The sequence below is a fragment of the Sphingomonadaceae bacterium OTU29LAMAA1 genome, assembly GCA_024072375.1.
Classification (GTDB): domain Bacteria; phylum Pseudomonadota; class Alphaproteobacteria; order Sphingomonadales; family Sphingomonadaceae; genus Sphingomonas.
Window position 1 is genome coordinate 3,531,502 of the sequence record CP099617.1, and the last position, 14,449, is coordinate 3,545,950.

Below are 14,449 nucleotides of genomic sequence, written 5' to 3' on the forward strand. Positions count from 1 at the left end.
GAAGCCGCTCAGTCTTCGCGGCGGCTGCGGATATAGATTTCCTGCCGCGGCACGGGCACGACGATGCCGTTGTCCTTGAACATCCACCACAAGCGGTTGAGCACGTCGGATTTGACGTTGCCGACGCCGCTTTCCGGATCACTGATCCACGCGAGGATCTCGTGCTCGACGGCATAATCGCCATAGGACGTCAGCCAGACGTTAGGCTTGGGGCTGTTGAGCACGCGGGGTGAATCGGTCGCCGCCTTCAGCATCAGTTCCTGTGCCAGCCTGAGGTCGCTTTCATACGCCACCCCGACGGGGATGCGGACGCGAACGTTGCGGTTGGTGTAGGACCAGTTCTCCACCTCCTGCGTCATCAGATTCTCGTTTGGAATCAAATGCTCCTTGCCGTCGCGCGTAACGACGGACACGGCGCGCACGCCGATCTTGTTGACCCAGCCGAAGCTGTCGCCGACGACGATCACGTCGCCCGGCTTGATCGACCGGTCCATCAGCAGGATGATGCCGGCGATCAGATTGCCGATCGTCTTTTGCAGGCCGAAACCGACCGCGAGCCCGAATGCGCCCGAAAAGACGGCGAAGGCGGTGAGGTCGATGCCGAGCAGGTCGATACCGATGAAGAAAGCGGCGATGACGACGGCGATCGCCGCGATCTTCTGGCCCAGCAGCTTCTGCGTCGCGTCAAGTCCGTTTGAACGACCGATGGCGTGACCGATGATGCGGTTGGCGAGCCGCACGATCGCGATCAGCGAGATCGACACGATCAGGATCGTCACCAGCGACAACAGCGAGAAGCGGCGTGCGCCGACGTTGAACCCGACGAGGTCGAGCGTGTCGCTGATCGGCTGCAATCCGCCGACCGCGCGGCTGAACAGGCCGACGAACAGGATCCCGGCGACCAGCCACGACGCCCAGCGCGGGATGCCGACGCCGCGGAGCAGCTGGTGCATAAACAGCGCCGTCGCCGAGCCGAGCGCCAGCCCGATCGGCACCCCGGCATAGGCGTGCCAGCTATATGCGTTGGCGACGATCGCCAGCGCCAGCGCGCAGCTGCCGTGACGGACGATCAGGCACATGCGGGGGCCGAGCCCCTCGGCATGATTGGCGACGTGCGCCTTCCACGCGGTGGCGAGCCGCTGGCCGATCGTACGTCCGGCCAATACGCCGAGCACGAGGCAGAGAAGCACCAGCCCACCGGCTGCGGCAGTCTCGATTGCATCGGCCTGCGTCGGCAGCGGCAGGCCGGTTTCCCGCCACCAGCCGCGCAGCGTCGTCACGCCAGCGCCGCCCGGAAGGCCGCGAGCCCATGGTCCAGATCGGCTATCAGATCCGCCGTATCCTCCAGCCCGATCTGCAACCGCACCAGCGGCCCGGCATAATCGCGCGGCGCGGCGGTGCGGATGCGGGCCGGATCGGCGGGAATGGCGAGGCTCTCGAACCCGCCCCAGCTGTATCCGATCCCGAACAGATCCAGCCGGTCGATCAACGCCGCCCGTGCCGCCTCGTCGCCGCCGTTCAGCACGAACGAGAACAACCCGCTTGATCCCTTGAAGTCGCGCGCCCAGACGTCATGGCCGGGGCAGGAGGGCAGGGCAGGGTGCAGCACCTGCGCCACCTCCGGCCGTCCTTCCAGCCAACGCGCGATCTCCAACGCGCTGTGCTGATGCTGCGCCAGCCGCACTGCCATCGTCCGGAGGCCGCGGCTGCCGAGCCAGCTGTCGTCGGGCGAGGCGACTTGTCCCAGCAGATGGCTCATATCGCGTAGCTTGGCGAAATGGCCGGGGGCGGCGGTGACCGATCCGAGCATGACGTCACTATGCCCGACGACGTATTTGGTGGCGGCAAGGATTGTCAGGTCGACGCCCTGTTCGATCGCCGGAAAGAACAGCGGCGTCGCCCAGGTGTTGTCGAGCAGCGTCACCAGCCCGTGGCGCTTGGCGACGGCGACGATCGCCGGCACGTCCTGCACCTCGAAGGTCAGGCTGCCGGGGCTTTCCATGAAGATCGCCTTGGTCGCCGGCCCGATCAGTTCGGCGATGCCGGCGCCGATCAGTGGATCGTAGAAGCGGGTGGTGATGCCGAAGCGCTTGAGCAACTGCATCGCCTGACCCCGCGTCGGATCGTAGGCGCTGTCGACCAGCAGCAGCTCGTCGCCCGGCGACAGGACCGACAGCAACGCCGCCGCGATCGCCGCCACGCCGGACGGATAGAGGAACGTCGCCTCCGCCCCCGGCTCCAGCGACGTTAACGCGTCGGCCAGACTCCACTGCGTCGGCGTGCCGCGGCGGCCGTAATACAGCCGGTGGTGGGTGTCCTTGCCGGCACTGGCGCGCAGGTCGGCGATGCTGTCGTACAGGATCGTCGAGGCGCGCCAGACCGGCGGGTTGACGATCCCGCCGGTCCATTCCTTGCGTCGACCGGCCTGGACGACGCGGGTGGCGTCGCCCAGCTTGCGGTCGCTGTCGTTATTATCCGTCAACGGTTTCGCGCGCTCCCATGGCCTTGGGCGTCGAGCGGTCCGCTCCCCATTCCGACCAGCTGCCGTCGTAGAGCGCGGAGTCCTTGCCCAGCAAGTGCAGACCGAACGCCAGCACCGATGCCGTGATCCCCGAACCGCAGGTGGTGACGATTGGCCGGTCGAGTTCGATGCCCGCACTTTCGAACGCCGCCCTCAGATCGTCGCCACGCTTCCACGTGCCGTCGGCGTTGAGCAACGCATCATAACGCAGATTCTTCGACCCTGGAATGTGACCAGCATGCGTCGCAGGGCGGGGATCCGGCTCTTCACCCGTAAAACGGGCCGGCGAGCGTGCATCGACCACCTGTTCGGCGCCGCTGTCGACGTTCGCCTTCATCTGATCGAGCGTCCGCACGGTCTTGCTGTCCGCCCAGACCGTGAAGTGGCGGTGGCGCAGTGTTTCCTTGCCGCTCGCCGTCTCGCGCCCCTCGGCCTGCCACTTGGCCAGGCCACCGTCGAGGATCGCGACGTCATGCGCGCCGAAGGTGCGCAGCATCCACCACGCCCGTGCCGCGGTACGATGCGGCGAGTTGTCGTAAAGCACGATGCGGCTGCCATCGCCAAGGCCGAGGCTCTGCATGCGGCTGGCGAATTTCTCCGCAGTCGGCAGCATCATCGGCAGGTCGCTATCGGTGTCGCGTAATTCGCCGAGGTTCATGAACACAGCGCTGGGGATGTGCGCCGCCTCATATTCGGCGGCGGCATCGCGCGGTGCCTCGCCAGGGAAGTTGGCGAAATAGGTGGCATCGACGATCCTGAGATCGCTTGTCCCGAGTTCACCGGCCAGCCATTCGGTCGTCACCAACGCGTCCATCGCACTCTCCATGTTTACGCGTGCCATATTGCGACACGGGTTAGTCGGGCGAACGACTGGGGAGGAGTGCCCGGAACGCCTCAATAACCGGCATCGCCGCCGCTGTCGAGGGCCTGTAAGAAAGTTTCAGCTTGAGCACGCGTTTCGTTGTGAGATTGCGCGGACTGCTTGCCCCACGTACTATATGGCATGCGCAGGCGCTGGTTGGTGCCGAGCTTGTCCTCGTGCCGCGCCAGAAAATTCCAATAGAGCGCGTTGAACGGACAGGCATTCTCGCCAACCCGCTGCTTCACGTCATACCGGCAATGCCCGCAATAATCGCTCATCCGGTCGATGTATGCGCCGGACGAGATGTACGGCTTCGATCCCAGTAATCCGCCGTCACCGAACTGGCTCATCCCGAGCGTATTGGGCAATTCGACCCATTCATAGGCGTCGATATAGACTTCCAGATACCAGCGGTGGACCTCCGCCGGGTTCGCCCCGATCAGCAGCGCGAAATTGCCGGTGACCATCAGCCGCTGGATATGGTGCGCGTGCGCGGTGGCGAGCGTCTGGCCGATCGATTCCTTCAGGCAGTGCATGTCGGTGTCGCCGGTCCAATACCAGCCGGGCAGCTTGCGATGGTGATCGAGGAAGTTGCGGTCGACATAACCCGGCCCCTCGCGCCAGTAGATGCCGCGCATATATTCGCGCCAGCCGATGATCTGGCGGATATAGCCCTCGACCGAATTGAGCGGTGCGCGGCCGGCGCGATGTTCCGCTTCCGCCCGGCGGCACAGGTCGATCGGATCGAGCAGCCCCGAATTGATGTACGGCGACAGGATCGAATGCCACAGGTGCCGCTCGCCGGTGAGCATCGCATCCTCGTAATCGCCGAACTGTGGCAGTGCCTTGGCCATGAAATAATCGGCCTGCTTCTCCGCATCCGCCGCGGTGACGGCATAATCGAACCCTTCCAGCGTGCCGGGATGATCGGCGAATCGCGCCGCCACCAGTGCCAGCACCTCCTGCGTCACCGCATCGGGTACGAAGGCGTGCGGGCGCGGCATGAACAGGTCGTTCTTGGCCGGCTTGCGGTTCTCCTTGTCGAAGTTCCAGCGGTCGCCGACCGGTTTCCTGCCGTCCATCAGCAGCCCGGTCTTACGCCGCATCTCGCGATAGAAGAACTCCATCACCAGCTGCTTGCGGTCGGTCGCCCAGGCGTCGAACTCCGCATGGGTGGCGAGGAAGCGATCGTCGGCGCGGATGTCGACGGGAATGCCGAATAGGGTTTCCCAGCTGTCGAGCATCGCGGCGACGCGCCATTCGCCGGCTTCGGTGACGACGATCCGGTCGGGCGCGTGACGGTCGACCGCGCGGGCGATCTCGCCGGTGAAGCTGCCGGCATTGTCGGGATCGTCGAGGCGGACGTAATCTACCTGCCACCCCGCCTCGGTCAGCGCCTGCGCATGATGCCGCATCGCCGAAAAGATATAGGCGATCTTCTGCTTGTGATGGCGGACGTAGGTCGTCTCCTCCGCCACCTCCATCATCAGCAGCACGGTCTGAGCGGGATCGGCATCGCGCAGCGACGACAGCGTCATGCTGAGCTGGTCGCCCAGAATGGGAACGAGCGTTTTCATCCGGCCTTGCGTCTCCTACATGGGCCGCATGACCCCAATGCACCTCGGCCAGTCCAGCCAATTGCCCGCGTCTCCGGAAGAGGCGGTGCTCGATTATGTTCCCAACCCGCGCGTCGGCAGCACCTATCTGGTGCGGTTCGCGGTGCCGGAATTCACGTCGCTGTGTCCCGTCACCGGTCAGCCGGATTTCGCGCATCTGGTAATCGACTATGTCCCCGGCGACACCATCGTCGAATCCAAATCGCTCAAGCTGTTCCTCGGCGCATTCCGCAACCATGCCGGATTCCACGAAGATTGCACCGTCGGCATCGGCCAACGCCTGTTCGACGAGATGCGCCCCGTTTGGCTGCGGATCGGCGGCTATTGGTATCCGCGCGGCGGCATCCCGATCGACGTGTTCTGGCAGTCGTCCGCGCCGCCCGCTGACCTTTGGCTGCCGGATCAGGGCGTTGCACCGTATCGCGGTAGAGGTTGAGGCAAATCAAGACGATGCGAAGGTTGCGGTGCAACATTCCTGCAACATTCCTGCAACCTTTTGGCCATGCGAGTGTTCATCTGAACGCAAGGTTGTGGCTTCGCCACAGGTGTTGCGTCAGTAGAGGAACGGGCATGGTAACGACTGCGGCAAGCGGCGACGCGATCAAGCATCTGGCGATGATCGGGAACTTCCTGCCGCGGCAATGTGGACTCGCCACGTTCACGACCGATGTCTATCAGGCGATGCGCGACCGGTTTCCCGATCTGCGCGTCGACGTCTACGCCATGGACGACCATCCGGGGCGCTACGATTATCCCGCTGCCGTCGTCGGCGCGATCCCCCAGCATGAACTGTCCGGTTATCTGACGACGGCACGTACGATCGAGGCGAGCGGGGCGCAGGCGATCTGGGTGCAGCACGAATACGGCATCTATGGCGGTCCGGCGGGCGAACATCTGCTGGCGCTGCTGGATCGCACCACACTGCCGGTGATCGTCACGCTCCACACCGTACTCGAGAAGCCCAACGCCGACGAGCGACGCGTCCTCGAAGGATTGTTGCGCCGCGCCGCCAAGGTCGTGGTGATGGCGGAGCGTGGCCGCGATATCCTGCGCCGCGTCTATGGCGCCAATCCCCGCCAGATCGCGATGATCCCGCATGGCGTACCCGATCGGGCGTTCGTAGATCCCGAGACGCTGAAGCCGCAATTCGGCTGGCAGGGGCGCGACGTCGTCCTCACCTTTGGACTGCTTGCCCCTAACAAGGGGATCGAGACGATGATCGAGGCGCTGCCGGCGATCGCCGAGCGGCACCCGAACCTGCTGTATGTGGTGCTCGGCGCGACGCATCCGAACCTCGTCGCGCATGAAGGGGAGGCGTATCGCGATCGGTTGAAGGCGCTGGCGACCGAACTGGGCGTCGGCGGGAACGTGGCATTCATCGATGGCTTCATCGAGCACGATGAGCTGATCGATTATCTGCAGGCCGCCGATATCTATGCGACTCCCTACCTGAATCCGGCACAGATCACTTCCGGAACGCTGTCCTATGCGGTCGGTGTGGGTAAGGCCGTGGTGTCGACGCCCTATGTTCATGCAACCGAAATCCTTGCTGACGGTCACGGCGTATTGGTCGATTTCAAGGATGTCGCCGCCTTTGCACGCGAGATCGACCGGCTGCTGTCGAGCGCGAGGGATCGCACCCGGCTGGCACAGCGCGCCTATGATCGTGGCCGCACGATGATCTGGCCCCGCCTTGCCGAGGCGACGCTGCATGAAACGGAGGTCGCCGTCGCCGCCCGCCCCAGGCGGATCGCGCAGGCATCGACGGCGGTGAAGGCGCTTAAGCCCGATTTTGCCGCGGTCGAGCGGATGAGTGATGCGACCGGAATGCTGCAGCATTCGATCTATTCGGTGCCCGACCGCCGTCACGGTTACTGCATCGACGACAATGCCCGCGCGCTGATGTTGATGAGCGCGATGGACGATCTCGATCCCGTCGAGCGCGACAAGTGGACGACGATCTATGCCTCGTTCGTCCAATATGCGTGGAACCCGGACGAGCGGCGTTTTCGCAACTTCATGAACTTCGACCGGACATGGTGCGAGGACGTGGGGTCGGAGGATTCGAACGGTCGCGCGATCTGGGCGTTGGGCGTGACCGCTCGTGATGGGAAGGATTCCAAGCACCGAGACTGGGCCCGGGCCATGTTCGACGCGACGGCCAGCCTGGGGCTCGACCTCGGTAGCCTGCGCGCGCAATCCTTTGCGATGCTGGGCGCTGCGGCGATGCTGGAAGCGTCGCCGGGGCATGAGCTGGCAAAATCGATCCTCGAACGCTTCCCCGACGACCAGATTGCGTTGCTCGACACCGCGCGCCGTCCGGAATGGCAGTGGTTCGAGATCGTGCTGGCGTACGATAACGCCCGCCTGCCACAGGCACTGATCGTCGCGGGGCAGGCGTTGGGCCGCAAGGATCTGGTCGACTGCGGGCTGGAAACGCTCGACTGGATCGTCGCCAAGCAGACCTCGCCCGAGGGCCGGTTCCGCGCGGTCGGCACCGAAAGCTTTCATCGGCCCTATGCCGAACCATTGCAGTTCGACCAGCAGCCGCTGGAGGCGCAGGCGACCGTCGATGCGTGTATTGCCGCGTTCCAGGCGACCGGCGATCAACGTTGGGTGGCCGAGGCCGAACGGGCCTATGCATGGTATCTGGGGCAGAACGACCTCGATTTGCCGCTTGCCAGCCCGTTGGACGGCGGCTGTTTCGATGGCCTGATGCCGACCGGATTGAACCGCAATCAGGGCGCCGAGTCCATTTTGGCCCTGCAACTGGCCAGTTGTGCGATTCAGGGGCTTTCAAAGTCGGTCCAAGGCGTGGCAGGGACGACCCGCGTCGTCGCCTGATCCGCGGAGCAACGGCGTCGTCTGAGAACCGACCGACGAGGCTGTGAAACGCGATGGACCTGTTTACCCACCGCTTGCGGCTTCATGCCGATCCGTCCCGCGTGGTCGTCCGACCGTTCCACATCGCGTGGGGCGGCAAGGGCGGCGCGCCGAACCGTACCGAGCGCCTCGTCGGCGCAGTGCTCGAGATGTCGGCCGAGGAAGCGCGCGAGCAGCTCGAAACCGTCCTGAAGGATTTCGAGGCGCGCCATTGGCAGACGCGCCGCGTCTTCATGACCCGCTACGACGAGATCGAGGATCTGCTCGGGCTCGACGGGCGCGATATCGGTGACGAGAAGCGGCAGCTGATCGGCGCGTATTTCTGTCACGAATACAGCTATGCCGCCGCCGCATTGATGAACCCCAGCGCGGTGCCGCATTTCGACCAGACCGGCATGCCCGAAGGATCGATGCGCATCCTGATGAGCCTGCGCTCGGTGGGCGAGGGACATATCTCGTCCGTCGCCTTCCGCGAGGGGATCATCACCGAGGGCAACGAACTGAAGCTGGCACCCGAACCGCCGTTCGCCACCGCCACCGACGTCATCGGCGAGGGCGAGGAGATGCCGGTGGGGCCGGTCACGGTCTGGCGCCACCGCGATTCGACGCTGTCGGGGACGGTGATCTTCCCGATCACGCAGGCGCAATCGAAGGGGCTGGAGGACCTGCGCATCGTGCATTTCCAGCACGAGGACGGCAGCTACGAATGGATCGGCACCTACACCGCCTATAACGGGTCGGTGATCCAGTCCGAACTGATGCGCACCCGCGATTTCCGCGCGTTCGATCTGGTGCCGATGTCGGGCTCGGCCGCGCGCAACAAGGGCATGGGACTGTTCCCGCGCAAGGTCGGCGGCCAATATATGATGATCGGGCGGCAGGACGGCGAAAACCTGTTCCTGCTGAAGTCGGACACGTTGGAGCATTGGGACGAGGGCGAGAAGATCCTCGCGCCGCATTATCCCTGGGAGCTGGTGCAGATCGGCAATTGCGGTCCGCCGATCGAGCTGGACGAAGGCTGGTTGCTGCTGACCCACGGCGTCGGCGCGATGCGGAAATACTCGATCGGCGCGGCGTTGCTGGACAAGGACGATCCGTCGAAGGTGCTCGGCCGCACGCGCGAGCCGATTCTGGCGGCCAAGGATCAGGACCGCGAGGGTTATGTGCCGAACGTCGTCTACAGCTGCGGTGCGATCAAGCATGGCGACACGCTGTTCCTGCCGTACGGCATCGCAGACAGTTCGGTCGGGTTTGCATTCGTAAAGATCAAGGAATTGCTCGCCGCGATGGTGTGACCGCAATTGGCTCCGATACAGGTTCGGGAACGCAGCAGGAGGGGCTCGCGCCGCCCATCTCCATCACCGATCGTGCGACACGTTCCGGCGCGAGGGGATGCGCGACAGCTTGGTCAGCAACAGCGGGATGTCTTCAGTGATGTAGGTGTCGGTCGGGACGGGGAGCACGGACTGCAATGTGCGGCTCACGGTCGCCAGTCGCTCGCGATGCTGCTCGGCTGACGATGTCACGACGGGTCCCATGTTACGCATACGGCAAACCCGGCGATCGCCGGCCGGGGGGGGGCAGGGCGATCACCGGGTTCGTTATGGATAACCGACGATACGGCCCGACGTTCCCGCTGCGACGAACGGTTCACCGCGTTTTCAGGCCGTTACGGATCGCCGTGTGTAGCGATACAGCGCCGCGACCAATGCTAGGAACGCGATCGTCCCGCCGATCAGCGCCACCGGTTCGAATCCCGCTGGTGCGATCGCCAGCGGCGCATCGGAATTGGTGACGTAGACGATGATCGCGAAGGCGACTCCCCACAGGCTTTCGCCGACGATCATCCCGGTCGCCGTTAGCACGCCCATGCGTTTGGCGAACTCGACATCCGGCTTGCGCTCCGCCCAGCGGTCGTACAGCGCGCCTATGACTGCGCCGACGACCACCGGCAGCGTCACCGCCATAGGCAGATAGACACCAAGGCCGATGCCGAGCGGCGGCAGGCGCAGCTTTCCGAGGCGGCCCAGCGTTTCGTCCAGCCCGATCACCACCGCGCCGATCAACGCACCATAGCCTATCATCGCCCAGTTGAGGTCGCCGCCTAGCACACCCTTTGCCAGCGCCGAGATCAGCGCCGCCTGCGGAGCAGCGAGCGCATTCGGGCCGGCGCCGGGCGCACCCTGGAACCCCAGCGTGGTCGCGAGCAGTTCGAGCACCGGTGGCACGACGAGGCTGCCGAAGATGACGCCGAAGATCAGCGCGACCTGCTGCTTCCACGGCGTCGCGCCGACCAACTGCCCGGTCTTGAGGTCCTGCAGGTTGTCGTTCGAGATCGTTGCGACACCAAAAACGATGCCGGTGACGATCAGCGCATAGGCGACGAGGGCCTGTGTCGTATCGGGTCCCGCGCCGCGCCCGAACAGCCCGACCAGCATCAGCGATGCGGCGAGCACAGACAGGATGCCGATCCCGGACACCGGGCTGTTCGACGCACCGATCAGGCCCGCCATATAGCCGCACACTGCCGCGATCACGAGGCCGAGCACGAGCACGAACACGAGCGCGCCGAGGATCAGGACGACCGCCGATCCCTCCAGCGGTCCGCCAGCGATCACCGACCACAACAGACCGGCGATCGGGATCAGCGTCAGTAGGCTGATGCTGACGACCACGCCGATCGACAGGTCGCGTTCGCCCAGTTCCAGCACCGCACCGCCACGCTTGGCGGCGCTTGCGGCGATCGACGATCTGATACCCGCGAGCACCGGCCCGATGATCTTGAGCAGCGTCCAGATCGCCGCGACGCCGATCACGCCCGCACCGAGGAAGCGCACGTCAGTGCGGAACACGCCCCCCGCCCATGCCTCGATGCCCGTCCCGGCCGCCCCCGGCGACAGGCCGGTAAGGATCGGCAGCGCGATCCACCAGCCGATGATGACGCCGGTGAACATCGCGAGGCCTACGGACAGGCCGACCAGATGCCCTGCGCCGATCAGCGCGAACGACAGTCCGCCGGAAATACCAGTCGCGCCGGCGCCGACGCGGAAGAAATGCGCGGCCTCCGCGACGACCAGCTTCGTCTGCGTCAGTACCGCGAAACCGGCGGATACCAGTGCGTTGACGACGATCAGCCGCAGGCCCTTGCCACTTTCCGCCTCGCCCGCGCGGCTGCCTGCGCCGACCATCAACACCTCTGCGGCGGCGCGGCCTTCGGGATAGGGAAGGTCGGTGTCCACGACGAGCGCCCGGCGCAGCGGTACGGAGAACATCACACCCAAGATGCCGCCGGTCATCGTGATCCCGGCGGTGAGCAGATAGGGGAATCCCTGCCACCAGCCGATCATCACCAGCCCCGGCAGGACGAAGATGATCGCCGCAAGCGTACCCGCCGCAGAGGCGACGGTCTGGACGATGTTGTTTTCGAGGATCGTCGCCCCCGGCAAGTAGCGCAGGATGGCCATCGAGATCACGGCCGCCGGGATCGACGTCGCGAAGGTCAGTCCGACCTTCAACCCGAGATAGACGTTCGCCGCGGTAAACAGCAACGTGATAAGCCCGCCCAGCAGGATGCCGCGAACGGTGAGTTCAGCGATGGGACGGGTTGCGACGCCGGGAGTGGTGGCCATGGGTGCGGAAGGCTCGCTGAGGAAAGATATATCGGGGTTGTGCACGTCGCATACGGATCGGGCAATGGCGATGCCGTACGCGAAACAAGCTTGCGCCGGCTCGACATCCGGCGTGGCTTTCCGCTAGGCGCCGGCCATGGATACCAATACACCATTGCGCGTCGCGCTGGCGGGGCTCGGCACCGTCGGCGGCGGCGTTATCCGCCTGCTCGATGCGAACCGCGACCTCATCACGCGCCGGGCCGGTCGTCCGATCGAAGTCGTCGCCGTGTCCGCCCGCGACCGGTCGAAGGATCGCGGGATCGATCTGACCCGCTTCGCCTGGGTCGACGATACGCGCGAGCTTGCCGGGTATGAGGGTGCGGACGTGGTGGTCGAACTGATCGGCGGATCGGATGGCCCGGCGCTAACGCTGGCGAGGGCGACGCTGGCGGCGAGCAAGGGTTTCGTCACCGCGAACAAGGCGATGCTGGCGCACCACGGGCTGGAGCTGGCGCAGGCGGCGGAAGACGCGCGCATGCCGCTGAAGTTCGAGGCGGCGGTCGCCGGTGGCATCCCAGTCATCAAGGGACTGCGCGAAGGGGCTGCGGCCAATGCGATCGGCCGGGTCTATGGCATCCTCAACGGCACCTGCAATTTCATCCTGTCGAAGATGGAAGCCGAAGGCCGCGACTTCGCCGAGGTGCTCGCGGAGGCGCAGGCACTGGGCTATGCCGAATCCGACCCGAGCTTCGATATCGACGGCGTCGATGCCGCGCACAAGCTGTCGATCCTTGCCAGCATCGCCTTCGGCACACGCCCTGCCTTCGGCGATGTCTCGGCGACCGGCGTGCGCCATATCATCGCCGCCGACATCGCCGAGGCGGCGGCGCTGGGCTACAAGGTGCGGCTGGTCGGCATCGCGGAAGAGGGGCCAGGCGGGCTGTTCCAGCGCGTCCACCCGCATCTGGTGCCGATCGACCATCCGCTGGCGCATGTCACCGGCTCGCTGAACGCGGTAGTGGCCGAGGGCAATTTCGTCGGCCGGCTGTTCTTCCAGGGCGCCGGTGCCGGTGAAGGACCGACCGCCAGCGCAGTGGTCGCCGATCTGATCGATATTGCTCGCGGTGAATATGGTCCGCCCTATGCGATGCCGGCAGCGGCGCTGGTAGCCGCGCCCAGAGCGGACAGCGGCGAGCGGCGCGGTCGCGCGTATCTGCGCTTCACGGTGCAGGACAAGGTCGGCGTGCTGGCCGAGATCGCCGCGGCGATGCGCGATGCAGGCGTGTCGATCGAAAGCCTGATCCAGCGCGGCGTGACCACCGATGGCAGCGTGATCGTCGCCATCGTGACGCACGAAGGGCCGGAACGCTCGGTCGCGCACGCGCTGGAGAAGCTGCGCGGGTCGCAGAGCCTGGCGGGCCAGCCGTTATGGATGCACATTCTGGCGTAAGGGGGGCTGGCCGGTAATCGTCCGTAGCGCCGGAGTTGCTTCGAGGCTAAATCGCAGCTGGCGAGAAGCTTGAGCTTCGGGATGACGGACGGAGTGTGACGGAGGGATCGAGTCCTATCCTGCTCTGCTAGCGCTTCGCCGCGCCCACTCCATTTTCGGCGGCAACCGGCGTCGGCACTGCGGCCGCTGGATCGTCCAGTACGATCGGTATGCGGTTGGACTTGTCCACCTTGGCCGCGAACGCGCCCTTCACGCCTTTCGCCGCGTCGCGAACCAGCGACAGCGGGTTGGTCGCATCGCTGCCTTCGCAACAATCGCTGTTCGGGTTCGCCAGCTTCTGGATCACGCGGACCAGCATCGTCGGCGGGCCAAGAATGTTGACGCCCACCTGACATCCGCCTTGCCGCGCGGCGCACGGCGTGGCTTGCAACGCCAGCGCATTGGCTGCCGACAGGTCGCGATTGGCCCCGCGGCCAGCGGCGGGGCCATCGAAATCGTTCTGGTCCCGCTTCCCGCATACGACGATTTCGCCCGCCTTCTGGCGCGTGGGGCACGACATGATCGACCAGCGCTGGCTACCGTCGGCGCGGGTCTCCACGGGTAGGAGCGCCGGCTCCGGCGCCGGGGGGAGCGGCACGGCGGCGGCCTGCAGGGCGATGGCGAGCAGGATCATGGTGCGAGCGGTCGCGCCGTCGCGCCGGTCAGGCCGGACCTGCTGCTGACCGTCACGCCCGTCATGCCGCCATGGACGAGGAAGGGGCTGAGCTCCTTCACCGGATTGGTGCGGGCAAGCAGCCGGTCGCGCTCCACCGGCACGGGTTCGCGTCGCGGATCGCCCGGGTCATGCACGACGAGCGGGACGCGAAAGCGGTCGGCCCGGCGTCGGCCGCAAACGGTGATGTCGGTCGCATCGGGATTGGCCTGACACCGTTCGCCGCCGATCACCGCACGCGATCTAGCGAGCAGCTCCCCGGCGTCCTCCGGCGCGAGCATCATCAATAACGCGAGTGCAATCATGGGGCCGGACTCCAACGGCCTGCGATGCCGTCAGTGTCTGCCGGAACACCGCGAAGATCAAGCAGCGATCGGCGCGACCCCCAGCCGGGGAATATCGATCGCGGGACATCGGTCCATTACCACTTGCAAGCCCGCCGCTTCCGCGCGGGCGGCAGCGGCCTGATCGATCACGCCCAATTGCATCCACACCGCTTTGGCACCGATCGCGATCGCCTGATCGACCACCTCGCCCGCCGCATCCGAGCGGCGGAAGATGTCGACGATGTCGATCGCATCGCCGAGCTGGTCGAGGTCGCGAAAGACGAATTCGCCATGAACGTGTTCGCCGGTGATCTGCGGATTGACCGGGATGACGCGATAGCCGTGCCGCTGGAGCGTCGCCATCACCCCATATGAGGGGCGGTCGGGCCGGTCGGATGCGCCGACGAGCGCGATCGTGCGTGCGCCCTCCAGCAGCGCCTTGATATCGGCATCGTCGGTCAGCGGCAT

Annotated in this window: 13 protein-coding genes; 4 read left to right on the forward strand and 9 right to left on the reverse strand. The window is 65.6% G+C overall.

Annotated elements, in window-relative coordinates:
- Window positions 1–8: 8 nt before the first annotated feature.
- The 4 genes from NF699_16915 to NF699_16930 form a co-directional block, all read right to left on the reverse strand.
- On the reverse strand, window positions 9–1,280 hold the full coding sequence (locus NF699_16915) for a mechanosensitive ion channel (GenBank protein USU04698.1): 1,272 nt from the start codon (window positions 1,278–1,280) through the stop codon (window positions 9–11).
- Entirely contained in the window at window positions 1,277–2,482 is a 1,206-nt protein-coding gene (gene metC, locus NF699_16920) for a cystathionine beta-lyase (protein ID USU04699.1), read from the reverse strand. The genes NF699_16915 and metC overlap by 4 nt, the downstream gene beginning before the upstream one ends.
- On the reverse strand, window positions 2,472–3,335 hold the full coding sequence (sseA, locus tag NF699_16925) for a 3-mercaptopyruvate sulfurtransferase (GenBank protein USU07133.1): 864 nt from the start codon (window positions 3,333–3,335) through the stop codon (window positions 2,472–2,474). Before sseA ends, metC begins: the two co-directional genes overlap by 11 nt.
- Before the next feature lie 80 nt (window positions 3,336–3,415).
- Window positions 3,416–4,960, reverse strand: coding sequence for a cryptochrome/photolyase family protein (locus tag NF699_16930; protein USU04700.1), 1,545 nt, complete (start codon window positions 4,958–4,960; stop codon window positions 3,416–3,418).
- Window positions 4,961–4,988: 28 nt separating this feature from the next.
- Between NF699_16930 and queF the strand changes: the two genes are divergently transcribed.
- From queF to NF699_16945, 3 genes are all read left to right on the forward strand, one after another.
- Window positions 4,989–5,435 (forward strand): preQ(1) synthase, encoded by a 447-nt coding sequence (gene queF, locus NF699_16935; protein USU04701.1) that lies wholly within the window; start codon window positions 4,989–4,991, stop codon window positions 5,433–5,435.
- 134 nt (window positions 5,436–5,569) lie between these two features.
- Window positions 5,570–7,843, forward strand: a complete 2,274-nt coding sequence (locus tag NF699_16940) for a glycosyltransferase family 4 protein (GenBank protein ID USU04702.1) — start codon at window positions 5,570–5,572, stop codon at window positions 7,841–7,843.
- 53 nt (window positions 7,844–7,896) lie between these two features.
- A complete protein-coding gene (locus NF699_16945) occupies window positions 7,897–9,177 on the forward strand; it encodes a glycoside hydrolase family 130 protein (protein ID USU04703.1) in 1,281 nt (426 codons plus the stop codon).
- Between the two features lie 63 nt (window positions 9,178–9,240).
- Here the strand turns inward: NF699_16945 and NF699_16950 are convergent, their stop codons facing one another.
- Together NF699_16950 and NF699_16955 are read right to left on the reverse strand one after the other, a co-directional pair.
- Complete coding sequence (locus tag NF699_16950; GenBank protein ID USU04704.1) at window positions 9,241–9,408, reverse strand: hypothetical protein; 168 nt, start codon at window positions 9,406–9,408, stop codon at window positions 9,241–9,243.
- Window positions 9,409–9,543: 135 nt separating this feature from the next.
- Window positions 9,544–11,511: an oligopeptide transporter, OPT family gene (locus NF699_16955; GenBank protein ID USU04705.1), complete on the reverse strand. Its 1,968-nt coding sequence runs from the start codon at window positions 11,509–11,511 to the stop codon at window positions 9,544–9,546.
- A gap of 136 nt (window positions 11,512–11,647) precedes the next feature.
- Here NF699_16955 and NF699_16960 point away from each other — a divergent pair, with 136 nt between their 5' ends.
- Window positions 11,648–12,943 carry a homoserine dehydrogenase gene (locus tag NF699_16960; GenBank protein USU04706.1) on the forward strand — a complete coding sequence of 432 codons (1,296 nt, stop codon included), beginning with the start codon at window positions 11,648–11,650 and terminating at the stop codon, window positions 12,941–12,943.
- 127 nt (window positions 12,944–13,070) lie between these two features.
- Here NF699_16960 and NF699_16965 read toward each other — a convergent pair whose 3' ends face one another.
- Genes NF699_16965 through NF699_16975 form a run of 3 tightly spaced genes read right to left on the reverse strand, consistent with a single transcriptional unit; the run spans window position 13,071 to window position 14,449 of the window.
- Window positions 13,071–13,616 carry a hypothetical protein gene (locus NF699_16965; protein USU04707.1) on the reverse strand — a complete coding sequence of 182 codons (546 nt, stop codon included), beginning with the start codon at window positions 13,614–13,616 and terminating at the stop codon, window positions 13,071–13,073.
- Window positions 13,613–13,960 (reverse strand): hypothetical protein, encoded by a 348-nt coding sequence (locus NF699_16970; protein ID USU04708.1) that lies wholly within the window; start codon window positions 13,958–13,960, stop codon window positions 13,613–13,615. Before NF699_16970 ends, NF699_16965 begins: the two co-directional genes overlap by 4 nt.
- A gap of 57 nt (window positions 13,961–14,017) precedes the next feature.
- Window positions 14,018–14,449: a CoA-binding protein gene (locus tag NF699_16975; protein ID USU04709.1), complete on the reverse strand. Its 432-nt coding sequence runs from the start codon at window positions 14,447–14,449 to the stop codon at window positions 14,018–14,020.

What these genes read in the sequence shown, in the direction of transcription:
- sseA (USU07133.1), bottom strand. Translation starts at nt 3,335, where the DNA reads ATGGACGCGTTGGTGACGACCGAATGGCTGGCCGGTGAACTCGGGACA.
- NF699_16930 (USU04700.1), bottom strand. Translation starts at nt 4,960, where the DNA reads ATGAAAACGCTCGTTCCCATTCTGGGCGACCAGCTCAGCATGACGCTG.
- queF (USU04701.1), top strand. Translation starts at nt 4,989, where the DNA reads ATGACCCCAATGCACCTCGGCCAGTCCAGCCAATTGCCCGCGTCTCCG.
- NF699_16940 (USU04702.1), top strand. Translation starts at nt 5,570, where the DNA reads ATGGTAACGACTGCGGCAAGCGGCGACGCGATCAAGCATCTGGCGATG.
- NF699_16945 (USU04703.1), top strand. Translation starts at nt 7,897, where the DNA reads ATGGACCTGTTTACCCACCGCTTGCGGCTTCATGCCGATCCGTCCCGC.
- NF699_16955 (USU04705.1), bottom strand. Translation starts at nt 11,511, where the DNA reads ATGGCCACCACTCCCGGCGTCGCAACCCGTCCCATCGCTGAACTCACC.
- NF699_16960 (USU04706.1), top strand. Translation starts at nt 11,648, where the DNA reads ATGGATACCAATACACCATTGCGCGTCGCGCTGGCGGGGCTCGGCACC.
- NF699_16965 (USU04707.1), bottom strand. Translation starts at nt 13,616, where the DNA reads ATGATCCTGCTCGCCATCGCCCTGCAGGCCGCCGCCGTGCCGCTCCCC.
- NF699_16970 (USU04708.1), bottom strand. Translation starts at nt 13,960, where the DNA reads ATGATTGCACTCGCGTTATTGATGATGCTCGCGCCGGAGGACGCCGGG.
- NF699_16975 (USU04709.1), bottom strand. Translation starts at nt 14,449, where the DNA reads ATGCCGCTGACCGACGATGCCGATATCAAGGCGCTGCTGGAGGGCGCA.